Raw genomic sequence first — 23,379 nt, 5'->3', positions numbered from 1 at the left:
ACCTTCTGATTGGTGTCCGTGTCCGAGGCTTAGCGCGATCCCTCGCCGAGGTCGAGATCGGCGAGCCGCAGCGCGAATTGCGACGGCGCGAAGGCCGGCACGACGAGATCGTCGGCGCTCCAGGGCGTGATCGAGGCATAGCGCCCGTCCGTCGGCTCGCGATGGACATGGATCGCATTGGTGATCGCGTCGATCACCCAGAGCTCGCGAATGCCGAAATGGGCGTAGACCAGCGCCTTGGGGCCGAGGTCGAAGCCAAGCGAGCTGTCGGAAATTTCGACGGCGAGCAGGGCGAGGCCAGACCGCAGGTCGCGAATGGCTACCGAACGCCGAAAGACGAGGAAGTCCGGTTCGAGAAACGTGTCATCGGACAGGCGGAACGTCGTCTCGGGAATGAAGACGGTATCGGCCGGATGCTGGCGCCCCCAGCGAAGCATGATTTCGAGCTTCAATGTCTCGTGCCGGCTGCCTTCGGGGTTGCGCACGTTCATGACGCCATTCTAGGGCAAAAGCACCGTTCTCGCGAGCCGGACGGCGGGCGAGCACGGCCTGGGAGGGTGCTGCTGCATGGCTGGTCTGTGCTGGAGGGCTGGCCCGGATGGCGGGATCCTGATAGGAAACCGGCGCTGGCCCTGGTGGCCGTGCCGTAAGCGTCTCACGTCAGGCAACGCATCCAACCCGGTTCTCGGTACCGGAGCGATGCGAACAAGTTGCCCATGACGACCGACGAACCTTTCTCGAGACGACACATATGACTATCCGCTCTACCGCCGCCCGCTTTCGGCTGCCGGCGCGCTATGCTGCCATCGTCATGCCCTTCGTGCTGTCGGTGATCATGACCTTCGTGGTCTCTGCCATTTCCACGCTGCGGAGCCTCGGCCTGTCGGCCGAATTCCTGTCGACCTGGCCGGTCGCCTGGGGGCTCTCCTGGCTGGTGGCGTTTCCAACCCTCTTGGCCGTGCTGCCGGTGGTTCGTCGCGTCGTCGGCCTCGTCGTGGCTCCGCCGCGCTAGATCCTGGAACGAAAAAGGGCGGCCGAAGCCGCCCTCTTGAAGAAACGAACCGGTCCGGACTAGTTGTCCAGGAACGAGCGCAGCTTGCGCGAGCGGCTCGGGTGCTTGAGCTTGCGGAGCGCCTTCGCCTCGATCTGGCGGATACGTTCGCGGGTCACCGAGAACTGCTGGCCGACTTCTTCCAGCGTGTGATCGGTGTTCATGCCGATGCCGAAGCGCATGCGCAGCACGCGCTCTTCACGCGGGGTGAGCGAAGCCAGAACGCGCGTGGTCGTCTCGCGCAGGTTCGACTGGATCGCCGCGTCGATCGGCAGGATCGCCATCTTGTCCTCGATGAAGTCACCGAGATGCGAATCCTCCTCGTCGCCGATCGGCGTTTCGAGCGAGATCGGCTCCTTGGCGATCTTCAGGACCTTGCGGACCTTTTCGAGCGGCATTGCCAGCTTCTCGGCCAGTTCTTCCGGGGTCGGCTCGCGGCCGATCTCGTGCAGCATCTGGCGCGAGGTGCGGACGATCTTGTTGATCGTCTCGATCATGTGGACCGGAATGCGGATCGTGCGCGCCTGGTCGGCGATCGAACGGGTGATCGCCTGGCGGATCCACCAGGTCGCATAGGTCGAGAACTTGTAGCCGCGGCGGTATTCGAACTTATCGACGGCCTTCATCAGGCCGATATTGCCTTCCTGGATCAGGTCGAGGAACTGCAGGCCGCGGTTCGTGTACTTCTTGGCGATCGAGATGACGAGGCGGAGGTTCGCCTCGACCATTTCCTTCTTGGCCTGGCGGGCTTCCTTCTCGCCCTTCTGCACCATGTGCACGATGCGGCGATATTCGGTGATCTCGAGACCGGTCTCGGTGGCGAGGTTCTGGATCTCGCTGCGCAGCTCGCGGATCCGGTCCTTGCCGTTGGTGACGAAGTCCTTCCAGCCGCGGCCGCCGAGATTGGCGACGCGACGCAGCCAGTTCGGATCGAGCTCGGAGCCCTGGTACTCGCGCAGGAATTCTTCGCGGCTGACGCGGTAGCTCTCGGCCAGGCGCAGCAGCCTGCCTTCCGAGCTCACCAGGCTCTTGTTGATCGCGTAGAGCTGCTCGACCAGCGAATCGATGCGGTTCTGGTTCAGCGAGAGCGACTTGACCTCAAGGATCAGGTCATCCTTCAGCTTCTTGTAGCGGCGCTCCTGCGAGGGCGACAGCGTCTCGTTCTTGAGGCGGCCCTCGACCAGCTGGTCCTGCAGACGGCGCAGTTTCTTGTAGTTCTCGGCGACGTTGTCGAAGGTCTCGACGACCTTCGGCTTCAGCTCGGCCTCCATGGCGGCGAGCGACATGTTGTTCTCGAGATCGTCCTCGTCGTCGGAATCGCCGTCGGGCTGCGGCGGCTTCGGCTCGTCGGCTTCCTCGTCGTCGGCGCCTTCGCTGAACGGCACGCCGCCCGGACCCGCCATCGGCGCGTTCTTCGCCTCGGGACCGGCATAGGTCGCCTCGAGGTCGATGATGTCGCGCAGCAGGATCTTGCCTTCGGCCAGCTCCTCCTTCCAGATGATGATGGCCTGGAAGGTGAGCGGGCTCTCGCAGAGCCCGGCGATCATGGTCTCGCGCCCGGCCTCGATGCGCTTGGCGATGGCGATTTCGCCTTCGCGCGACAGCAGTTCGACCGAGCCCATCTCGCGCAGATACATGCGGACGGGATCGTCGGTACGGTCGGTCGGTTCCTTGGTGGTCGACGAACGGGCAACGGCGGTGCCGGTCGATTCGGCGAGCTCGCCGGCCTCTTCCTCGGCGTCGGCGGCGGTCGGTTCTTCCGCTTCCTCGACCTCGTCGGCCTCGATCACATTGATGCCCATTTCGGAGAGCATCGACAGGATGTCTTCGATCTGCTCCGAACCGACCTGCTCGGATGGCAGGACGGAATTCAGCTCCTCATAGGTGACAAAGCCGCGCTTTTTGGCGACCTTGATCATCCGCTTGACGGCGGCATCCGAGAGGTCCAGAAGCGGACCGTCCTGCGGCTCGGCCTGCGCGTCCTGCGCTTCTTCGTTTTCCTGAACCTTGGTCGCCATGCTGTTCTCCGTCTGGGTGGACGCGTCGCGCCAGACGGTTCACGTCCGTCGCGCTCGCATATCCGCCGTTAAATCCTAGAGGCGGCACGAAGTTTCCCTCATGCCGTCGGTCGCCCGACTCTTAGACTTTCTTGTCTTAAGGCCCGCTTAACCTTACGCCGTCATCGGTCGCTCGACCCCTACATCGACTGTAGCCGTCGACCCGAACTAATCCCGAACCCCTCGATCAGAGCCTCGGTTCCATCGCTGTTGGCCATCTGGTTCTGGATGTCGATCATCTTCGCCAAATTGGCGTCGCTCGGATCGGTCGCTAGGGCAGCCTCGGCATCCTTGAGCTCCTTATGTAACGTTCGCGCCTTCCTGTGCAAGGTGAGAGCCTGCATCCAACCATCTGCCGCGTCCCGATCGGCCGCGTCCGCGCGGGCCTGCCAGTTGCCACAACGCTCGAGCTGCAGATCGAGCTTGTCGAGCAAATCGCCGAACCGCGCCGAAAGAAGGCGGCTTCTCAGCCCCCCACCATCGATGTGCGGATCTTCGGCGGCAATCTCTAGGATTTGCGTGCGAAGGGAGTCAAGTTCGCGATTCGTCAACTCGATCTGGGCGAATTCGTCGAAATGGTCCGCGGCGAGGTTCGGATGGTTGGCCATGGTCATCACCAGCACCACCTCCCGCAGCGGCGCCTGCACCCGGCCGGACAGCGTCGTCGAGCGCTTCAGGCTCTCCGAAATGATCGGCGGCGGCTGGCGCTGCGGTCGCCCGGCGCCTCCGCCGGCGCCGCCCCGGCCGTCCTGGCGGCGTTCGCCGCGCGGCTGGCGGTTGCCACCCTTCTGGCCGTAGCCGAAGAACTCGCGCGCCCGCTCGGCGAAAGCCTGCTCATAGTGATGGCGGATGCTCTCGTCGGCGACGCTCCTGGCGATATCGCGCAGACGCGCGTCCAGCGCCGCGCGCCGTTCCGGCGTCTCGAAGCCGCCGCCATCCGTCTCGCGCATCCACACCATGTCGAACAGCGGCCGCGCGGCGGCCAGCACCTGCGCCATCGCCTCGCGGCCGGACGAGCGGATCAGGTCGTCCGGGTCCTGGCCCTCGGGCAGCAGCGCGAAGCGCACCGTCTTGCCGGGCTTCAGCGCCGCGAGCGCCAGATCGGCGGCGCGGTAGGCGGCCCGCAGCCCCGCCTTGTCGCCGTCGAAGCAGAGGATCGGCTCGGGCGTCATCCGCCAGAGCAGGTCGAGCTGGCGTTCGGTCAGCGCCGTGCCGAGCGGGGCTACCGTGTGGCCGAAGCCGGCCGTCGCCATGGCGATGACATCGACATAGCCCTCGACGGTGATCAGTGTGCCGGCGCTCTGTACGGATTTCCGCGCCTCGAAGCCGTTGTAGAGCAGGTCGCCCTTGCGGAAGAGCACGGTCTCCGGCGAGTTGAGGTATTTCGCCTGCGCGTCGGGGGAGAGCGCCCGGCCGCCGAAGGCGACGATGCGGCCGCGGAAATCGGTGATCGGGAACATCACGCGGTCGCGGAACCGGTCATAGGAGACGGGAATGTCCTCGCCCGAGATCAGGAGGCCGGTCGCCACCATGTCCTCGTGCGGCACGCCCTTGGATGCCAGATGCTCCTTCAGGGCGTTGCGGCTCTGGCGCGCATAGCCGAGGCGGAAGCGGCGCTGGATGTCGGGGCCGAGGTCACGGCCGTTCAGATAACCGCGCGCGCTGGCGCCGTCGCGCGATTGCAGTCCCTCCTCGAAAAAGCGGCAGGCGAGCTCCATCACCTCGTGCAGCGAGGCGCGCTTGCGCTCCTCTTCCTCGGCATGGACGTCGCGCGCCGGCATTGGCACGCCGGCCTCCATCGCCAGCCGCTCGACCGCTTCCGGGAAGGAGAGGCCCTCGAGCTTGGTCAGGAAGGTGAAGTGATCGCCCGATTCGCCGCAGCCGAAGCAATGGAAGCGCCCCTTGCGGTCCTCGGCGTGGAAGGAGGGCGACTTTTCGCCATGGAACGGGCAGCAGGCCCAGAAATCACCCTTCTGCGGCTGCGACTTGCGCCGATCCCACGTCACGCGCCGGCCGACGATCGAGGAGATCGGCAGGCGGGCACGGATTTCGTCGAGAAAGGAGGGCGAGAAACGCATTGGACCCCGAACAGGTGATGACCCTCCAATTTAGGACTTGGCGGGTCGAAGGGCAAAGGCGGAGGACGATTTATACCCGCTATGCAGGGCGGCTTGATGGCGCAGGCCCGTCGCCGCCTCAAACGTCGATGGCGTCGCCCCAGTCGACCCGGCGGGCGGCCTTGAAGCGGTCGCCCTCGCGCTTGGTGAAGAGGCGGGTCTCCGCCGCGCCGGATGCCAGGCAGAGCTTGAGGCTGACCTTGCCGCTGGAGGCGCGCGGCGGCGAAAGCACGCGGCCGCTCGCCCGGGGCGCGGGAGCGCGCGACGCGGCGAGATAGATGAACTTCTCATCCTCGAACGGCACGACCGCGCCCTTGCTGCGCAGGTGGATCTTGGTGCGCGCCACGCGGCGGGAGAAATGGCACCAGTCGGGCGAAACGATCGGGCAGAGGGCTTCATGCGCGCAAGGGGCGACGACATGGGCGCCGGCCTCGATCAGCTGGGCGCGCGCGGCAAGAATGCGCTGCCAGCCGGCCGGCGTGCCGGGCTCGACGATCAGGAGCAGGGCGCCGGTGGCGCGCCAGGCCGCCTCGACCAACGCGGTTCGGCCCGCTTCCTCCAGCTCGTCCAGCACATAGGCGATGGTGACGAGGTCATGCGTGTCGACGTCAAGCTTGCCCTTGGCGAAGTCGACGCCGCGCCATTCCCGCTTGAACGGGGCGGCGGAGGCGGCGAGCGTCTCGCCCCAGCGCCGCATGGTCGGGCTGCCCTCGATCATCAGCGTGTCGTCGATCGTCGGCCAGGTGTCGCGCGCCGCCCACATGGCGGTGCCGGGGCCGGCGCCGAGATCGAGTAGAGTCTTCGGCCGGAACTCCGGCAGCAGGCTTTCCGCCGCGTCCATCGCCGCGCGCACGGCGGCGAAGGTCGCCGGCAGCCGCGCCGCCAGATAGGCGCGCGCGGCATCGTCCTCGGAGACGTGGAAGCGCCCGTCGCGCAACTCGCTGCGATAGCGCTGCGAGAGCATGGCGGAGGCTTCGGCAAGGGCTGCCGTCGAGGCGCCCTCGAGCGCCGCGTCGACGGCGTCGCGGAGGGCCGGCGGCAGTTCCATCCTGTTGTCCTAGCTGGAAAGGGCTGCCTTGACCGCGGCGCTCGCCTTGGCGAAGTCCATCTGGCCGGCATAGCGGGCCTTCAGCTCGGACATCACCTTGTTCATGTCGCGGATGCCCGAGGCGCCCGTCTCGACCACGAGGGCGGCGATGGCCGCCTTGGCCTCGTCGTCGGAGAGCTGCTTCGGCAGATATTCCTCGATGACCGCGATTTCCTCGCGTTCCTGCTCGGCCAGCTCCGGACGGCCATTGTCCTCGTAGATCTTCGCCGATTCGAGACGCTGCTTGACCATCTTGGCCAGGAGATCGATCAGCTCGACGTCGGTTGCCTCGCCGGTGCCGGCAGTGCGGGCGACGATGTCGCGATCCTTGATCGCCGCCATGATCAGGCGAAGCGTTCCGGTGCGCTTCTTGTCCTTGGCGAGCATTGCCCCTTTCAGGGCCGCATTGATGGTATCGCGCATCGTCAATCTCCTTGAACGCTGGCGCACCATAGAGAAGCTTGGCGCGTCCTTCAAGCGCATCTATCCTAACGTATTGAAATGTATGACTTTTGTATTTTTCGCTTCGGGTTGACGGGGTGCCGGGCTTGGCCTAGTTTCCGGGCAAATGGGCGCGAGGCGGTGGATCCCTAGGATCCGCTGCGTTTTTGTGCGGCATAAGCTTGTCGGCACGAGCTTGGCGCCCCATCTCGAGACCAGCAGGTAGACCATGGCCGACACAATGCTGACCGACACGATCGCGGATGAAAACGTCTGGGCAGAGCCGAAGCCGACAGCGCTTCTGATTCTCGCCGACGGGACCGTGATCGAGGGCCGAGGCATCGGCGCCGTCGGTCACGCGGTTGGCGAAGTTTGCTTCAACACGGCGATGACGGGTTACCAGGAAATCCTGACCGATCCGTCCTATGCCGGCCAGATCATCACCTTCACCTTCCCGCATATCGGCAATGTCGGCACGAATGACGAGGACATCGAGACCATCAACATGGCCTCGGCTTCCGGCGTGCGCGGCTGCGTGATCAAGACCGACATCACCGACCCGTCCAACTACCGCGCGCTGAAGAGTTTCGACGCCTGGCTGAAGTCGCGCGGCATCGTTGGCATCGCCGGCGTCGACACGCGCGCGCTGACGGCGCTGATCCGCGAGAAGGGCATGCCCAACGCCGTGATCGCCCATTCGGCCGACGGCGTGTTCGCGCAGGCGGAACTGGCGAAGGAAGCGGCCGCCTGGCCGGGCCTTGAGGGAATGGACCTCGCCAAGGACGTGACCACCGGCCAGACCTTCCGCTGGGACGAGACCACCTGGGTCTGGGACAAGGGCTATGGTCGCCAGGAAAACGCGGTGCACAAGGTCGTCGCCGTCGACTATGGCATCAAGCGCAATATCCTGCGCCTGCTGGCCGACGCTGGCTGCGACGTGACGGTTCTGCCGGCGACGGCGACGGGTGAAGAGATTCTGGCCCACAAGCCGGACGGCGTTTTCCTGTCGAACGGCCCCGGCGATCCGGCCGCGACCGGCGAATACGCCGTGCCGGCGATCAAGGATGTGATCGCGGCCGACGTGCCGCTGTTCGGCATCTGCCTCGGCCACCAGATGCTCGGCATCGCGCTCGGCGGCGAGACCAAGAAGATGCACCAGGGCCATCACGGCGCCAATCATCCGGTCCAGGACCGCACCACCGGCAAGGTCGAGATCACCTCGATGAACCACGGCTTCGCCGTCGACGCCGCCTCGCTGCCGGCGACCGTCGAGGAGACGCATGTCTCGCTGTTCGACGGCTCGAATTGCGGCCTGCGCGTCAAGGACAAGCCGATCTTCTCGGTGCAGTACCACCCCGAGGCCTCGCCCGGCCCGCAGGACAGCCACTATCTGTTCACGCGCTTCGTCAATCTGATGCGCGCCCGCAAGGGCGAGGCGCTGCTGCCCGAGCATCCCGCGCCGATCGAGGATTGATCGCGACAGGCACTCGTTCCCATGGAACGACCTGATCCCGCCCCCTAAAAAGGGCGGGATTTTCATTTTCTGTGTCGCCTTCATTGCTGGGCGTGGATCGATCCGGCCGGTGCTTGCGTTGCCGGTCGGCGACCGCCACCTTGGGGCTGTCTCAGCCTGGGAGAGATCGTGGCCGATACCGTCGTCATTCTCAATGCGCATGCCGGGACGATCCAGGATCGCGATCCCGCCGAAATCCGTGGCATCGTCGAGCACGCCTTCAGCGAGCGCGGCCACTCGGCCGAGGTGATCCTGGCCGAGGGAAACGCGTTCCTGCAGGCGATCGACCAGGCCGCCCGGTCGGGGCCGGCGACGGTCGTCGTCGGCGGCGGCGATGGCTCGGTCGGCCATGCCATCCGCAAGCTGGTCGCGGCCGACGGGGCGGGCTCGGAGCGGACACTGGGCGTCCTGCCGCTCGGCACCATGAACCTGTTCGCCAAGAGTCTCGGCATGCCGGCCGAACTCGACGCGGCGCTGTCGGCGCTCGCCTCGTCGACACCGAGCCGGATCGATCTCGCCAGCGTCAATGGCCGGGTGTTTCATACCTTGGCCGGGCTCGGCTATTTCGCGGAAGTGGCACGCGGCCGGGCGCAGTTTCGCGGCGGCGGCCTGCCGTTCGGTCGCTTCATCGCGGTGGCGCGCTCATCGCTGCGCGCCTTCAGCCGGGCCGGTATCCTGCAATTGACGCTGGAGACCGCCGGCGGACGACGCGAGATCGAGGCCTATGCGCTGCTTGCCAGCAACAATCGTCTGTCGCTGACCGGCTTCGACCGGCCGCAGCTCGACGAGGGGCTGATCGAGATCCATTTTGCCGAAGGGGCGGAATGGGCGAGCCGCATGCAGGCGGGGCTCGACCTGCTGGCCGGGCGCTGGCGCGACAATCCGGAGATCGAATCGCTCGCGGTGCGGCGGGCGACGATCACGAGCCATCGGCCGCGCCTCTGGCTGTCGATCGACGGCGAGCTGACGCGGATGGCGACGCCGCTCATCTTCGAGAGTCTGCCCGGCGCGCTGTCGGTTCTGGCGCCGGGCATCGGCGCGGCGGCTGCCGCGCGGGTCGTGGCGGCGGGGCCGGAAGGCCCCGCGCCGTAGGGTTTTCTACTTCTGCGGCTCGATGATGTAGACGATCGTCGCGTTGGCGGTGATCTGCTGCTCGCCGCCCATCACCGGCGTCGACACATCGGCCTTCATTGCCATCTGGGTGCGGAAGATCGGCACGCCGCCGCCCTCGCTCGTCTGCACCGACTGGATCGGGCCGAGCTTCACGCCGGCGGCTTCCGCCATCAGCTTGGCCTTGCGGCGCGCCTCGGCGATCGCCGCCTTCATCGCCTCGTCGCGCAGCGCGCTGGCCTTGTCGATGTCGAAATCGATGCCGGTGACGCGGTTGGCGCCGGCGGCGATGACCTTGTCGAGCAGGGGGCCCGACTTGGCGAGGTCACGGATCTTGACCGTCACCTGGTTCTGCACGCGGTAGCCGGTGACCTGGGCGCGGCCGTTCGGATCCTTCGACGGATCGGAATAGACCGGGCTGACCGAAAGGCCGCTGGTGGCGATGTCCTTGGTGGCGATGCCGGCATCGGTGATGGCGGCGATCACGGCCGTCATGTCGGTGGCGTTGGCGCCCATCGCGTCCTTGGCGGTAGCGGCCTCTGAAACGACGCCCAGCGTGACGACGGCGATGTCGGGCGCGGCGGTGGCGATGCCGTCGCCGAACACGGTCAGCGTCGGCGGCTGCGGCGCGGATTGGGCCAAGGCGGGAGCGGCAAAGACGGCAATGAGCGTCGAGGCGAGGATGGTGGTCCGAATGAACTGCGCGCGGATCATGGGCGTCTCCCGTTCGTCTTTCGCGTGTTGCGTGTGAACCTCGCCGTGGATAGGGGGGCATTGCGACGGGACTGCGGCAGTGCGCTTCGTCGTGTCGGTGATCCGCCCACCGTCCCCAGCCGATGCCTTCGCCGCCGTGCCGGAACCCGTGCGTGATTGCACCGGCGCGCCATCTTCGGAAGCATTTCGTCCCGTCCTGTGCTATCCGGCGGCATCGCCTTTTCCCGTAGCCGCGGGAGCCGGGCCTTGGCGCGATCCCTGCCGCCACCCGTCGCCACCAACGAAATTCAGAGGTTGATATGAGCATCGCCAAACGCCCGCTCGGCCGCACCGGCCTCGACGTCACCGAGATCAGCTTCGGCGGCGCCAGCATCGGCAATCTCTACCGCGCGGTCAGCAACGAGGCGGCGCACGAGACGCTGCAGGCGGCCTGGGACGCGGGCATCCGCTTCTTCGATACGGCGCCGCGCTATGGCCACGGCCTCAGCGAGCGGCGGCTCGGCGATTTCCTGCGCGACAAGCCGCGCGACAGCTATGTGATCTCAACCAAGGTCGGTCGCATACTGACGCCGCTGCGCGGCCGCGTCATGGGCGATTACGGTTTCGTCGACGTGCTGCCCTTCGAGCAGGAATACGACTATTCCTATGACGGCGTGATGCGCTCGCACGAAGCGAGCCTGCATCGCCTCGGCCTCGATCGCATCGACGTGCTCTACATGCACGACATCGGCGTCGACACGCATGGCGTCGAGCAGAACGCCGAGTATTTCCCCGTCGCCATGTCGGGCGGCCTGAAGGCGATGCAGGAACTGCGCGCCGCTGGCGACGTCAAGGCGATCGGCCTCGGCGTCAACGAGGTCGAGGTGTGCCTGCAGGCGCTGGACCATGCCGATCTCGACGCCTTCCTGCTGGCCGGCCGCTTCACCCTGCTGGAACAGGAAGGCGCGCGTCCGCTGCTCGCCGCCTGCCTCGAGCGCGGCGCCAGCATCGTCGTCGGCGGCGTGTTCAATTCCGGCATCCTGGCGACCGGGCCGGTTCCCGGCGCGCACTACAACTATGCCGAACCGCCGCGGGAGATCGTCGATCGCGTCCGCCGTCTGGAGGCGGTCTGCGCCCGCCACGGCGTCGCGCTGGCGGTCGCCGCGCAGCGCTTCCCGCTGAGCCACAAGGCTGTAGCGTCCGTCCTGCTCGGCGTCAGCAGCAAGCGCAATCTGGACCGCAACCTTGAGGCGCAGGAGGTAGTCATTCCGGCCGCCCTCTGGACCGATCTGGTTGCGGAAGGCCTGCTCGCCGCCGATCTCGCGCCCGCCCAGGCCTGAGCCGGCCTCGGCCGGTATTCCGGCGAGGATGCGCCTTGTCCGACATTAACGGGCAGGGCGCTTCAACGTTTGGCGGAGGTCGCTTGACCGCGCGCCGCCCACGGCTATAGTTTTTGCTCGGTCCACATCATCAAGGGGAGGGTCGGATGCATCTCGAACGATATCACGATCGAACCCGTGGACCTGTCCAGGCCCTGCAAATCCGTTTGCAGGGCTGATCGAGGGACATTCCTGTCACGACGATCTGCCCGAATGGCAGCCCCTGGGCTGCGCCCTACAGATCGACACGTGACCCATGACCCTGATCAACCTCCGCAATCTCGGCGTAACTCTTGGCGCGCCGCTTTTCTCCAATCTGAACTTCGCCATCGTCAAAGGTGACCGGACCGGCCTTGTGGCCGCCAATGGTCGCGGAAAGTCGACGCTGCTGCGGGTGCTCGCCGGCGACGCCGACGCGAGCCATGGCGACATCACCCGCGCCCGCGGCCTGCGCGTCGGGCTGGTGACGCAGGACGTTCCCGAGGCGTTGCAGGCGCTGCCGCTCCATCAGGCGGTGCTCACGGCGCTCAGCGACGAACAGGCCCGGTCCGAGGCCTGGCGGGTGGATATCGCCCTCAACGATCTCGCCGTGCCGGATGAGCTCTGGGAAAAGCCGCTGCGGGCACTGTCCGGCGGCTGGCAGAGGGTGGCGCTGCTGGCGCGGGCCTGGGTGGCCGAGCCGGATCTCCTGCTGATGGACGAGCCGACCAACCATCTCGATCTCGGCCGGATCGGCATCTTGCAGGGCTGGCTGGACACGGTCGCCCGCAACACACCTTTCCTCGTCGCCAGCCATGATCGCGCCTTCCTCGACGCGACCACCAACCGGACGCTCTTCCTGCGCTCCGAGCGGTCGCAACTGTTCGCGCGATCCTATTCCGAAGCACGCGCCGCGCTCGACGAGGCGGACGCGGCCGAGGGCCGGCAGTTCGCCAATGAACTCGCCAAGGTCAGCCAGCTGCGGCGGCAGGCGGCCAAGCTCAAGAATATCGGCATCAATTCGGGCTCCGACCTGCTTTTGACCAAGACCAAGCGCCTGAACGAGCGGGCCGAGAAGATCGAGGAGGCGGCGCGTCCCGCCTTCCAGGAGCGCTCCGCCGGCGCGATCCGCCTGACCAATTCCGGCATTCATTCCAAGGCGCTGGTGTCGCTGGACAACGCCGATATCCAGACCCCGGACGGCCGAACCCTGTTCCGGACCGGCGCGCTGTGGATCAACCGGGGCGACCGGGTGGTGGTGCTGGGTGCCAACGGCACCGGCAAGACGCGGCTGCTCAGCCAGGTGATCCGCGCCCTGGCGGAGCCGGACCCCAGAATCCGCGTCGCACCTTCTGTGGTGCCGGGGATCTCGGATCAGGCGTTGCAGCATCTCGACCGCTTCCGTTCGCCGATGGACGCGGTCGCTGGCCGTCGTGATGTCAACGACCGGGCCGCGCGGGCGCTTCTCGCCGATGCCGGCATGTCGGTCGCGATCCAGGACGGCAAGATCGCCGCCCTTTCCGGCGGGCAGCGCGCCCGCCTGTCGATGCTGCTGCTGCGGCTGGAGCATCCCAACTTCTATATTCTCGATGAGCCGACCAACCATCTGGACATCGAGGGCCAGGAGGCGCTGGAGCACGAACTGCTCGCCCATGATGCGACGGCGCTGCTGGTCAGCCATGATCGCGCCTTCGTGCGTCAGGTCGGCACGCGGTTCTGGCAGATCGTCCGCAACCGCCTGGTCGAGGTCGACGATCCCGAGGCGTTCTTCGCGCTTCAGCTCGGCTAGGCCAATCTGCTACCGCAGATGGCAATTCGCGCGATGCGCCCTTCTCCGATCCATACGGATGCACTAGCGTCTGGATCGGAGGAGGGCAGCATGTCGTCAGATCGATCGGCACTGGCCCGGGCATTGGCCGAACTTCACGATGTCGTGGACGCAGCCGCTCTGAATCCCGAGCGATGGTCCGACTTCATCGACCTGCTCGAAGCCCATGCGGGCGGCACCAAGATCCTGTTTCAGGCCTTCGACCGGGAATGCACTCGCTGGACGCCGATGCTGAGCCGCGGCTTCAGCGACCGCACGCTTCACGCCTATGCCACCTATTTCGCTCCCATTTCACCCTGGCGCGACCTGCTTGAAAACATGGAGCCAGGGCAGGCGGTCTGGGGGGATCAATACGTCCCGGTCGCCCTGCTGCACCAGACGGAGTTCTACAACGACCTGCTGCGTCCCGAAGGCGCCGCCGACAGTTCCACAGGCCTGAATGTCTTCCGCGATCACCGCCGGCAGGCGTCGCTGGCCGTTCACTACAGCAGCCACCATGCCGAGCGCATGAATGCGAGGGTGATGCCGTTGCTGAGCGGGCTGGCCGTCCGCATGCGGCAGGCGCTCGACGTCAATCGGGCGCGCATGCAATCGTCGACGCCTTTCGAGGGAGATGCCTCGCTGCTGCAATCGCTGACGACGCCCGGCGCCCTCGTCGACAGCAAGGGGCGCGTGCTGGCGGCCAACCAGGCTCTGCTCACATGGGTCGACCGCTCGGTCGCGATCCGGATCCGGGCCCGTGACCTGCTGGATTTCGGGCCGGCAGAATACCAGCATCGTTTCCTGAGCCGCCTGCAGGACAAGGGCTGGGACAATGTCGACGGGGCGCGCCAGCCTTTGGGCGACCTGATTGTCGACTATCCAGAGGGCTCGTTTGCGGTCTCGCTGCTGCCGATCCGCTTGGAGGTCCAGGACCTGCGCGGCGTCGCCGCCCTGTTCCCGACCTCGCGCCGGTTCCTGGTGCTGTTTCGCCCGCGGGAGCGCCAGGTTCCGGACAAGGCGCTGGAGATCCAACTGGCGCGGCGGTTCCATCTGACCGCCGCCGAGATCCGTCTCGTCCTGGGGCTGGCACAGGGAGAAAGCATCAACGGCCTGGCCGCTTCGCTCGGCGTTTCACACCACACCCTGCGAGCGCAAATGCGTTCCGTCTTCGCCAAGACGGACACCAACCGGCAGGTCGAGCTCATCGCCCTGGTGACACGCATGCTGCGGTAGGGGGTGCCCCGGCGCCCGGCCGGGCCGCGCCCTCGTCGACCCCGCGGCAATCCCTTCCGAATGATGTTCCCGACCGCTGTCCTCGGGAATGCTGCGAGGGCATTTCCCGTTGCGCCGGGCCCAGCAGAGAGGATGGAACGGAGCGCCATTTCGAGAAGTTCGCTAATGGCCCGGTAAGGCGGCGTGCAGTGCACCGGCGCTTCTGCTCTGTGTCGCCGCCGGCTTGCTGGGCGGCGACCGGATCCTCCCCTGGACGGGAGTGATCGGTTCCTCATCGTTCACTCGAAGGCGCAGTTGACCGCGCCGAGCGTGTCGAAATCGACGGCCAGTGTCTGCCCCGGGATCACCTGGAGGAGGGGAGCGCAGGAGCCCGTCGCGACCAGATCGCCGGCATTGAGGCCGCCGCCGTCGTCGACAAGGTTAAGCGCCAGCCAGGCGACGGCCTCCAGGGGATGGCCGAGGATGTCGGACGCGCTCGCGCTCATGACGAGATTGCCGTCGATCCGGGCGGTCATTGGAAGCTTGTCGAGATCGAGCCAGTTGATCGGGCGGGGAGAAGGGCCGCAGATCGTGGCGACATGGCATGCGAAATCGGCCGTCGCCACCAGCGGATTGGCGGGCGCCGTCCGCGTGCGGCGCCCCACGAGCCCGATGGCCGGCCGGCACGCGACGATGGCGTCCGCCGCCGATTGGCGATCCACGGTCTCGCCGGCGGCCGGGTAGTTCCGGCCGATCGTGAAGAGGAGTTCGCATTGCGCCCCGATCATGCCGCGCGGCAGGGGGAATGTTTTTCGGCTCTCGAAACATGCGCGGTTGGGAATGGGCGAGACGATCGCCTCGCGAAGGCCGAGGCTTCGCCGGACGGTGGCATGGGTGCCGACCAGGGCGTAACCCCGGAAATCGGTGTCGAACGCGGCGAGCGCAGCCGACTGGACCGCCTTCGCGGCTTCCTCCGATTGCAGCAAGGATAGCGGCAGGTCCGTGACAATCCCCGCGGATCGGTTGCGTGCCAGTGCCTGCGCCAGTTCATCGAGTGAGTTGACCATCGTCGTGACCTTCCTGACGGCGGCAAGGTAGGGCCGGATCGCATTGGGCTTCGAGATGGAAGATCGGGCTGGAATATAGGATTCGCAGAAGGATTTGGCCGGTATCCCATCCGGGTCCGGAAGCGGCGCTGGAGCAACCGGCCCTCGCGGAACCGAGGATCCCGGTGCTGGGGCCTCGCCAGGGGATCGCGAATTGGCGCGTGACGATCTGGGCGCACCGACAGGAGAGGGCCGCAAGGCGGCCCTGAGCCAATGAAAAGATTGGTGGGCCCACCAGGACTCGAACCTGGAACCAGACCGTTATGAGCGGTCGGCTCTAACCATTGAGCTATAGGCCCGGGCAGGCTCGGCCTGCGCGCTTCTTCCTATAGACAATCGGCCGGCGCGGGCAAGGGCCTTGACCGGATCGGTTGTGCAGGGGCGCGATTGCGCCGGCCCGGGACGGGGGCGAGCCGAGGGGCGAGGATAGCTCGCGCATGCGGGATGAGATCCGGTCGCGAAAGATGGGAAGCCCTAGAAACGACTCGCCGATTCGCCCTTGCCACGCATCGCCGCAACGTAAAATCGGGCGGTGCACGTTTTTGGCGACAATCCGTGGTTTTTCCGCCACAGATCTGGCGGCTGGTGACGCAGATGCAGACCTCTCCATATATTTCTATTTTTTAAGTACTTACCGATTAATCGATAAGTGTACCGTGCTTACATTCAGCCATATCGGCCTGGACGCTACGTCAGGCCGAGAGTCCTGTTGCGGCCCTGCAACATCTAGTTCGCCTTCCTTGAGGTAAGGGTGATGTCATCAGGGCAGGTCGGGCGATGATCGTTCGGCTGGGGTACTTCCAGGCAAGGGGCTTCAAATGAAATTCGTACTTCGCAGCGCGACGATGGTTTCGGTTCTGGCGCTGGGCGTTGTCGGCGCCCAGGCCGCAGATCTCACCTATGAGCCGGCTCCCGTCGAGGCGCCGGCCGTGTTCAACTGGACCGGCTTCTACATCGGCGTGCATGGCGGCGTCGCCGCCGGTGACTTCAAGTATCCGGGCGACCTGTCGGTCGACACGGGTGACGAGATCTTCTCGCTCATCAATGGTGAAATCGAGCAGGATGCCAGCGGCGGCTTCGGCGGCGCCCAGATCGGCTACAACTGGCAGTTCAACCCCAACTGGGTTGTCGGTGTCGAAGCCGATATCGCCGCGTCGTCCTATGAGGGCAAGATCAACGGCAATCTCAACTTCGGCAATGATTCGGCTAGCTTCGAAGCGGGCTCCGAGGTGGAGTGGTTTGGCACCGTGCGCGCTCGCCTCGGCTACGCCTATGACAACCTGCTGCTCTACGGCACGGGTGGTCTGGCCTATGGCAGTGTGAAGTCCTCCCTCTCGGCCAACATCAATGGCAATTCGATCATCGATGAATCCGCGTCCAACACCCAGACCGGCTGGACTATCGGCGCGGGTTTCGAATACGGTATCACCAAGAACATCACCCTGAAGACCGAATATCTTTACGTTGATCTTGGAAGCGACCAGATCATCAACGCTGGCAATTTCGACCCCTTCCATGCGACGCTTGACGTCGAGACCAAGTTCCACACCCTCAAGGCCGGCCTGAACTACAAGTTCTAAGCCTGTCCGAGACGGGGTTCCTCAGGGCGGCCTTCGGGCCGCCCTTTCTTTTGACTCAAGCGTGTCTCTCGCCGCAGGGGCTCGGAGCTGGGCGTTCTGCCGCGCTCGTCCCCTCTCCATTCGTTCCGCGAGGGAGCCTGAGCGGAATTCGGAACGATTTCCCGCTTCGCTCCGTTTGCTCTGCGACTAGGTCAAACGAGGAGAACGTCATGAAGACTCTCGCGGAGATTTTCGAGCACACGCTGAAAGACGTCTATTTCGCCGAGAATGCGATCGTGAAGGCGCTGCCCAAGGTGGCGAAGGCGGCGGGCGACAAGAATCTGAAGAAGGCGGCTGAAGACCACCTTGCCGAGACCAAGGGTCAGATCGAGACGCTCAAGCAGGTCTTTGCCGAGATCGGCGTCAAGCCGTCGGGCGAGAAATGCGATGCGATCGAGGGGCTGCTGAAAGAGGCTGACGGCGTGATCGAGGAGACCGAGGGCACCGCGCGCGACGCCGGGCTTCTCGCTGCCTGCCAGGCCGTCGAACACTATGAGATCGCGCGCTATGGCTCGCTGCGGGAGTGGGCCAAGACGCTGGGCCATGACCAGTCGCACAAGTTGCTCGGCGAAATCCTCGATCAGGAGAAGGCGACCAACAGCAAGCTCACCAATCTGGCGGTCCTGGAGATCAACAGGGCCTGACGTCCGGCGGGCGCAGGTGGTTCGGCCCGGTCCATCACCGGATGGATCGGGTCCTTTTTCTCCGGACAAATCGCAGCTCGCCGTGGGATCCCGGCAATTGCCAACCATGCCGTGCGGCGCCATCTCTTGAGTCAGGAGAGAGGAGAGCGACATGAGCAACGAAATGGTCAAGCGCGTCGCAATGGCAATCTATGACGCCGAATCCGGCGACCCTACGCGCCCGAAACCTGACTATGTGCGGGGCTGGAAGGCCTTCGAGGCGCATGCCCGCGCGGCGATCGAGGCGATGCGCCAGCCGAACGAGGAAATGATTTTTCGCGGCGGCCTGGTCAAGGACCAGCCGTGGGACGGCAAGAAATCCGGCCGCGTCTTCACGGCGATGATCGATGCGGCGCTGCAGAATTCGGACATGCCCTGACGGGGACAATATCTGAGCCGGAAATCGAAAAGGCCAGCGGGAGTGAACGCCATTCCGTTGGCAATGCCATGCCGATAGGACCGTATTGCCGGTAGCGAAAGTCTTGGAGCGAAAGTCTTGCCGGCAAAATGAAGCCGGGCCGCTGGTGCGGTCCGGCTTCCGGTCGATGAATGTCGGGCGGGGTCACTTCTTGGCGTCGGCCCAGCTCTTCACCAGCTCGTCATAGTTGACGGTGATCGGCTTTTCTTTTTCGTTCTCGATCTTCAGCTGCGGCGCGAGGTTGCCTTTCTTGACCGCGTCGGCGTTCCAGTAGGCGAGGTCGTGCTCCTCGGCGAGCTTCGGCCCGATATCGCCCTGGACACCGGCCCGCTCGAGGCGCTGCAGCACCTTCTCCTGCTCGGCGCAGAGCGAGTCCATCGCCTCCTGTGCCGTCTTGGCGCCGGAGGAGGCGTCACCGATCGCCTGCCACCACAGCTGCGCCAGCTTCGGATAGTCCGGGATGTTCGTACCGGTCGGCGACCACTGGACGCGGGCCGGCGAACGGTAGAACTCGATCAGGCCGCCGAGCTTCGGCGCGCGTTCCGTGAAGCTCGGATGGCGGATCGTGCTTTCGCGGATCAGCGTCAGGCCGACATGGCTCTTCTTGACGTCGACCGTCTTGGAGGTGACGAACTGGGCATAGAGCCAGGCCGCCTTGGCGCGATCCTCCGGCGTCGACTTCAGGATCGTCCAGGAGCCGACGTCCTGGTAGCCGAGCTTCATGCCGTCTTTCCAGTAGACGCCATGCGGGCTCGGCGCGAAACGCCATTTCGGCGTGCCGTCCTCGTTCACGACCGGCAGGCCCGGCTTCACGAAGTCGGCGGTGAACGCCGTGTAGGTGAAGATCTGCTGGGCGACCTCGCCCTGGCCGGGCACCGGGCCGGATTCGGAGAAGGTCATGCCCTGGGCGGCGGCCGGCGCGTAGGCCTTCAGCCACTCCAGATATTTCTCGATCGAATAGACCGAGGCCGGGCCGTTGGTGTCGCCGCCGCGGGCGACGCAGGAGCCGACCGGGCGCGAATTCTCGTCGACCTTGATGCCCCATTCGTCGACCGGCTTGCCGTTCGGGATGCCCCTGTCGCCATTGCCGGCCATGGAGAGCCAGGCATCGGTGAAGCGCCAGCCGAGTGACGGGTCCTTCTTGCCATAGTCCATATGGCCATAGACCTTCTTCCCGTCGATCTCGCGGCCGGTGAAGAATTCGGCGATGTCCTCATAGGCCGACCAGTTGACGGGAACGCCGAGGTCGTAGCCGTACTTGGCCTTGAAGTCCTCCTTGTTCTTCGGATCGCTGAACCAGTCGTAGCGGAACCAGTAGACGTTGGCGAACTGCTGGTCGGGCAGCTGGTAGAGCTTGCCGTCCGGGGCGGTGGTGAAGGAAGTGCCGATGAAGTCGGCGAGGTCGAGGTTCGGATTGGTGACGTCCTTGCCCTCGTTCGCCATCCAGTCGGTCAGGCTGCGCGCCTGCTGATAGCGCCAGTGCGTGCCGATGAGATCCGAATCGTTGACATAGGCGTCGTAGATGTTCTCGCCGGACTGCATTTGTGTCTGCAGCTTCTCGATGACGTCGCCTTCACCGATCAGGTCGTGCGAGATCTTGATGCCGGTGATGTCGGAGAACGCCTTGGCGAGCGTCTTCGATTCATATTCATGCGTGGTGATCGTCTCCGAGACGACCTTGATGTCCATGCCGGCGAACGGCTTGGCGGCATCGATGAACCACTGCATCTCGGCTTCCTGCTCGGCGCGCGACAGCGACGACAGGTCGCCGATCTCGGCGTCGAGGAATTTCTTCGCGGCATCCATGTCCGCGAAGGCAGGCGAGCCACATATCATGACGACCAGGGTCGCCGTGGATGCTAAGAGACTGCGTCGCATGTGGAATCCTCCCAAGGGTTTTTTCTAGCGACTTGGCGCGGCCATCTCAGAAATGGCCGCGCCATCCTTCCTTCTCACACCCAGCGGAACACGATCACCGCATAGGCGAGAGAGAGACCGAGCGCCCACCAGAGGTTCGGGCCGACGAGGCCGAGCCAGGCGAGGCAGATGAAGGCGCTGCCGAGCAGCGAAACGAACAGCCGGTCGCCGCGCGTCGTCTCGAAGCGCAGGATGCCGACGCGCGGCGCGCCGCCGGGACTGACATATTCCCAGACCCCCATGCCGACGAGGATCAGGAAGATCGTCGTGAAGAAGATCGCGGTCGGCAGCGTCCAGGCCATCCAGGCGAAGTTCATCAGACCCTCCCCAGGGCAAAGCCCTTGGCGATGTAATTTCTCACGAACCAGATCACGAGCGCGCCGGGGATGATGGTGAGCACGCCGGCGGCCGCCAGTACGCCCCAGTCGAGCCCGGAGGCCGAAACGGTGCGGGTCATGATCGCCGCGATCGGCTTCGCCGCCGTCGTCGTCAGCGTGCGGGCGAGCAGAAGCTCGACCCAGGAGAACATGAAGCAGAAGAAGGCGGTGACGCCGATGCCGCTCGCGATGAGCGGCATGAAGATCTTCACGAAGAAGCGCGGGAAGGAATAGCCGTCGATATAGGCGGTCTCGTCGATCTCGCGCGGCACACCCGACATGAAGCCTTCAAGAATCCAGACCGCCAGCGGCACATTGAACAGGCAGTGTGCCAGCGCCACCGCGATGTGGGTGTCGATCAGGCCGAAGGCGGAATAGAGCTGGAAGAAGGGCAGGGCGAACACCGCCGGCGGTGCCATGCGGTTGGTCAGCAACCAGAAGAACAGGTGCTTGTCGCCGAGGAAGCGGTAGCGCGAGAAGGCATAGGCCGCCGGCAGCGCCACGGCGATCGAGATCACCGTGTTCATCACCACATAGGTGATCGAATTGATGTAGCCATTGTACCAGGATGGATCGGTGAAGATGACGGTGTAGTTGCGCAGCGTCGGATCGTTCGGCCACAGCGAGAAGGTGTTGGTGATCTCGACATTGGTCTTGAAGCTCATATTGACGAGCCAGTAGATCGGCAGCAGAAGAAAGATGAGATAGAGCGTCATCACTAGCCAGCCGAGATGCAGCGGCTTGCGCATCTTGGGTGGCGCGATGAAGCCATGGGCCTTGGCGGCGGTGGCGGCGCGGGTGCCGGCCGGACCGTTGATGTCGATGCTTTTGGTGGCGCCGGTGTTCACTGTCCGCCCCGCTCGTAGTTCGTCATGACCGTGTAGAAGATCCAGGAAAGCAACAGCACGATCAGGAAGTAGATGATCGACATCGCCGCCGCCGGGCCAAGATCGAACTGGCCGACCGCCATCTTGACCAGGTCGATCGACAGGAAGGTGGTCGAATTGCCGGGGCCGCCGCCGGTGACGACGAAGGGCTCGGTGTAGATCATGAAACTATCCATGAAGCGCAGCAGCACGGCGATCAGCAGAACGCGGTTCATCTTCGGCAGCTGGATGTAGCGGAAGACGGCCCAGCGCGAGGCGCCGTCGATGCGGGCGGCCTGGTAATAGGCTTCGGGAATCGAGACCAGGCCGGCATAGCAAAGCAGCGCGACCAGGCTGGTCCAGTGCCAGACATCCATCAGGATGATGGTGAACCACGCGTCGAGGGGATCGCGGACATAATTGTAGTCGATGCCGATCGCTTCGAGCGTATGGCCGAGCAGGCCGATATCGACGCGGCCGAACACCTGCCAGATCGTGCCGACGACGTTCCACGGAATGAGCAGCGGCAGCGCCATCAGCACTAGGCAGATCGAGACGCCGATGCCCTTTCGCGGCATGGAAAGCGCGACGACGATGCCGAGCGGGATCTGGATGGCGAGGATGATGGCCGAGAAGATCAGATTGCGCGCCAGCGCCTCGTGGAAGCGCTGCGAATGCAGCATCTCCTCGAACCAGGCGGTGCCGGCCCAGAAGAACTCGTTGTTGCCGAACGTGTCCTGGACCGAATAGTTGACCACCGTCATCAGCGGGATGATCGCCGAGAAGGCGACCAGCAGCAGCACCGGCAGGACGAGGAACCAGGCCTTCTGGTTGGTGGGTCTGTCCATGCTCAGCCTCCCCGGACCGGCGTGCCGTTAACGAGGTGGCCGTCGACATAAACGTTCAAATGGGCAGGATCGAACACGGCGCCGACGTCATCCGCCGGAAACTCAGTCCCTTCCGGCGCGATCGCCGCGATCTCGCGGCTACCGAAGGCGAGGCGGGCGATCTTGTAGCTGCCGACGTCCTCGACCTTGCGGATCCTCACCGGCAGGCCTTCGCCGCGCGCGACGCGCACGAATTCCGGCCGGATGCCGAGTTCGACTTTGCGGTCGGTCGTCGACTTGCCATAGGCGCGCGGCAGGCGGATCGCCGTGCCGTCGACGGTCGCCACCGTGCCGTCGACCTCGGCGGCGAGCACGTTCATGCCGGGCGAGCCGATGAAATAGCCGACGAAGGTATGGGCGGGTCGCTCGAACAGTTCGGCAGGCGTCCCCATCTGCACCACTTCGCCCTCATACATGACAACGACTTTGTCGGCGAAGGTCAGGGCCTCGGTCTGGTCGTGCGTGACATAGACCATGGTGTATCCGGACTTCTTGTGCAGCTGTTTCAGCTGCGAGCGCAGCTGCCATTTGAGCAGCGGGTCGATGACGGTCAGCGGCTCGTCGAACAGGATGGCGGCGACGTCGGAGCGGACGAGGCCACGGCCGAGCGAGATCTTCTGCTTGGCGTCGGCGGTAAGCCCCCGGGCGCGCTTTTTGAGCACATCCGTCATTTCCAGCATGGCGGCGATCTCGCGCACCCGCGCATCGACGGCCGGCGCCGGGACGCGGCGGTTTCGGAGCGGGAAGGCGAGATTGTCGTAGACGGTCATGGTGTCGTAGATGACCGGGAACTGGAACACCTGGGCGATATTGCGCGCCTCGGTCGGCATGGCGGTGACATCGACGCCGTCGAACAGCACCTGCCCGTGGCTTGGTGTGATCAGTCCGGAGATGATGTTGAGAAGCGTGGTCTTGCCGCAGCCGGAGGGCCCGAGCAGGGCATAGGCGCCGCCATCCTCCCAGGTGTGGTTGAGCGGCTTCAGCGCGTAGTCGCGCGGTTCCTTCGGGTTCGGTCCGTAGGCGTGGGCGAGATTGCGAAGGTCGATCCTGGCCATCT

Annotated in this window: 21 protein-coding genes and 1 tRNA gene; 9 read left to right on the top strand and 13 right to left on the bottom strand. The window is 65.2% G+C overall.

Annotated features, from left to right (window positions below):
* Window positions 1-29: 29 nt before the first annotated feature.
* The gene (locus G342_RS24115) at window positions 30-491 is read right to left on the bottom strand and encodes a Uma2 family endonuclease (RefSeq protein ID WP_018183634.1); all 462 of its coding nucleotides are present in this window, start codon (window positions 489-491) and stop codon (window positions 30-32) included.
* Window positions 492-751: 260 nt separating this feature from the next.
* Between G342_RS24115 and G342_RS0113240 the strand changes: the two genes are divergently transcribed.
* Entirely contained in the window at window positions 752-1,012 is a 261-nt protein-coding gene (locus G342_RS0113240) for a DUF2798 domain-containing protein (RefSeq protein ID WP_018183633.1), read from the top strand.
* 59 nt (window positions 1,013-1,071) lie between these two features.
* Here the strand turns inward: G342_RS0113240 and rpoD are convergent, their stop codons facing one another.
* From rpoD to G342_RS0113220, 4 genes are all read right to left on the bottom strand, one after another.
* Complete coding sequence (gene rpoD / locus G342_RS0113235; protein WP_018183632.1) at window positions 1,072-3,069, bottom strand: RNA polymerase sigma factor RpoD; 1,998 nt, start codon at window positions 3,067-3,069, stop codon at window positions 1,072-1,074.
* A 179-nt stretch (window positions 3,070-3,248) separates the two neighbouring features.
* The gene (dnaG, locus tag G342_RS0113230) at window positions 3,249-5,186 is read right to left on the bottom strand and encodes a DNA primase (RefSeq protein WP_018183631.1); all 1,938 of its coding nucleotides are present in this window, start codon (window positions 5,184-5,186) and stop codon (window positions 3,249-3,251) included.
* 118 nt (window positions 5,187-5,304) lie between these two features.
* The gene (locus G342_RS0113225) at window positions 5,305-6,273 is read right to left on the bottom strand and encodes a small ribosomal subunit Rsm22 family protein (protein ID WP_018183630.1); all 969 of its coding nucleotides are present in this window, start codon (window positions 6,271-6,273) and stop codon (window positions 5,305-5,307) included.
* Window positions 6,274-6,282: 9 nt separating this feature from the next.
* Window positions 6,283-6,735, bottom strand: coding sequence for a GatB/YqeY domain-containing protein (locus G342_RS0113220; protein WP_018183629.1), 453 nt, complete (start codon window positions 6,733-6,735; stop codon window positions 6,283-6,285).
* A 247-nt stretch (window positions 6,736-6,982) separates the two neighbouring features.
* Here G342_RS0113220 and carA point away from each other — a divergent pair, with 247 nt between their 5' ends.
* Window positions 6,983-8,227, top strand: coding sequence for a glutamine-hydrolyzing carbamoyl-phosphate synthase small subunit (gene carA, locus G342_RS0113215; RefSeq protein ID WP_018183628.1), 1,245 nt, complete (start codon window positions 6,983-6,985; stop codon window positions 8,225-8,227).
* Between the two features lie 168 nt (window positions 8,228-8,395).
* A complete protein-coding gene (locus tag G342_RS24110) occupies window positions 8,396-9,358 on the top strand; it encodes a diacylglycerol/lipid kinase family protein (protein ID WP_018183627.1) in 963 nt (320 codons plus the stop codon).
* 6 nt (window positions 9,359-9,364) lie between these two features.
* Here the strand turns inward: G342_RS24110 and G342_RS0113205 are convergent, their stop codons facing one another.
* On the bottom strand, window positions 9,365-10,090 hold the full coding sequence (locus G342_RS0113205; protein WP_018183626.1) for an SIMPL domain-containing protein: 726 nt from the start codon (window positions 10,088-10,090) through the stop codon (window positions 9,365-9,367).
* Between the two features lie 305 nt (window positions 10,091-10,395).
* Between G342_RS0113205 and G342_RS0113200 the strand changes: the two genes are divergently transcribed.
* The 3 genes from G342_RS0113200 (at window position 10,396) to G342_RS0113185 (ending at window position 14,470) form a co-directional block, all read left to right on the top strand.
* Window positions 10,396-11,409 carry an aldo/keto reductase gene (locus G342_RS0113200; protein WP_156830965.1) on the top strand — a complete coding sequence of 338 codons (1,014 nt, stop codon included), beginning with the start codon at window positions 10,396-10,398 and terminating at the stop codon, window positions 11,407-11,409.
* Between the two features lie 295 nt (window positions 11,410-11,704).
* Window positions 11,705-13,216, top strand: a complete 1,512-nt coding sequence (locus G342_RS0113190) for an ATP-binding cassette domain-containing protein (protein WP_018183623.1) — start codon at window positions 11,705-11,707, stop codon at window positions 13,214-13,216.
* An 18-nt stretch (window positions 13,217-13,234) separates the two neighbouring features.
* A complete protein-coding gene (locus G342_RS0113185; protein WP_245557277.1) occupies window positions 13,235-14,470 on the top strand; it encodes a helix-turn-helix transcriptional regulator in 1,236 nt (411 codons plus the stop codon).
* A 278-nt stretch (window positions 14,471-14,748) separates the two neighbouring features.
* On the opposite strand, the gene G342_RS0113180 is transcribed toward G342_RS0113185, so the two are convergent.
* Both G342_RS0113180 and G342_RS0113175 read right to left on the bottom strand, forming a co-directional pair.
* Window positions 14,749-15,753 carry a 2-keto-4-pentenoate hydratase gene (locus tag G342_RS0113180; protein ID WP_245557276.1) on the bottom strand — a complete coding sequence of 335 codons (1,005 nt, stop codon included), beginning with the start codon at window positions 15,751-15,753 and terminating at the stop codon, window positions 14,749-14,751.
* A 25-nt stretch (window positions 15,754-15,778) separates the two neighbouring features.
* Window positions 15,779-15,854, bottom strand: a tRNA-Ile gene (locus tag G342_RS0113175).
* 519 nt (window positions 15,855-16,373) lie between these two features.
* On the opposite strand from G342_RS0113175, the gene G342_RS0113170 reads away from it, so the two are divergent.
* The 3 genes from G342_RS0113170 to G342_RS0113160 all read left to right on the top strand — a co-directional run bounded on the left by G342_RS0113170 (window position 16,374) and on the right by G342_RS0113160 (window position 18,236).
* Window positions 16,374-17,135 carry an outer membrane protein gene (locus G342_RS0113170; RefSeq protein WP_026304408.1) on the top strand — a complete coding sequence of 254 codons (762 nt, stop codon included), beginning with the start codon at window positions 16,374-16,376 and terminating at the stop codon, window positions 17,133-17,135.
* A gap of 209 nt (window positions 17,136-17,344) precedes the next feature.
* Complete coding sequence (locus G342_RS0113165; RefSeq protein ID WP_018183619.1) at window positions 17,345-17,818, top strand: YciE/YciF ferroxidase family protein; 474 nt, start codon at window positions 17,345-17,347, stop codon at window positions 17,816-17,818.
* Window positions 17,819-17,969: 151 nt separating this feature from the next.
* Window positions 17,970-18,236 carry a hypothetical protein gene (locus tag G342_RS0113160; protein WP_018183618.1) on the top strand — a complete coding sequence of 89 codons (267 nt, stop codon included), beginning with the start codon at window positions 17,970-17,972 and terminating at the stop codon, window positions 18,234-18,236.
* A gap of 183 nt (window positions 18,237-18,419) precedes the next feature.
* Here G342_RS0113160 and G342_RS0113155 read toward each other — a convergent pair whose 3' ends face one another.
* From G342_RS0113155 to G342_RS24105, 5 genes are all read right to left on the bottom strand, one after another.
* On the bottom strand, window positions 18,420-20,153 hold the full coding sequence (locus G342_RS0113155) for an ABC transporter substrate-binding protein (RefSeq protein WP_026304407.1): 1,734 nt from the start codon (window positions 20,151-20,153) through the stop codon (window positions 18,420-18,422).
* A 74-nt stretch (window positions 20,154-20,227) separates the two neighbouring features.
* Window positions 20,228-20,509 carry a DUF2160 domain-containing protein gene (locus tag G342_RS0113150; RefSeq protein ID WP_018183616.1) on the bottom strand — a complete coding sequence of 94 codons (282 nt, stop codon included), beginning with the start codon at window positions 20,507-20,509 and terminating at the stop codon, window positions 20,228-20,230.
* Window positions 20,509-21,318, bottom strand: a complete 810-nt coding sequence (locus tag G342_RS0113145) for a carbohydrate ABC transporter permease (RefSeq protein ID WP_026304406.1) — start codon at window positions 21,316-21,318, stop codon at window positions 20,509-20,511. Before G342_RS0113145 ends, G342_RS0113150 begins: the two co-directional genes overlap by 1 nt.
* A 95-nt stretch (window positions 21,319-21,413) precedes the next feature.
* Window positions 21,414-22,283: a carbohydrate ABC transporter permease gene (locus G342_RS0113135; protein ID WP_018183614.1), complete on the bottom strand. Its 870-nt coding sequence runs from the start codon at window positions 22,281-22,283 to the stop codon at window positions 21,414-21,416.
* 2 nt (window positions 22,284-22,285) lie between these two features.
* Window positions 22,286-23,377, bottom strand: coding sequence for an ABC transporter ATP-binding protein (locus tag G342_RS24105; RefSeq protein ID WP_018183613.1), 1,092 nt, complete (start codon window positions 23,375-23,377; stop codon window positions 22,286-22,288).
* Between the last annotated feature and the right edge of the window lie 2 nt (window positions 23,378-23,379).

Source organism: Kaistia granuli DSM 23481, from assembly GCF_000380505.1.
Lineage (GTDB): Bacteria > Pseudomonadota > Alphaproteobacteria > Rhizobiales > Kaistiaceae > Kaistia > Kaistia granuli.
The sequence above is the reverse complement of the archived record's forward strand: the minus strand, read 5'-3'. Positions and strand labels throughout refer to the sequence as shown.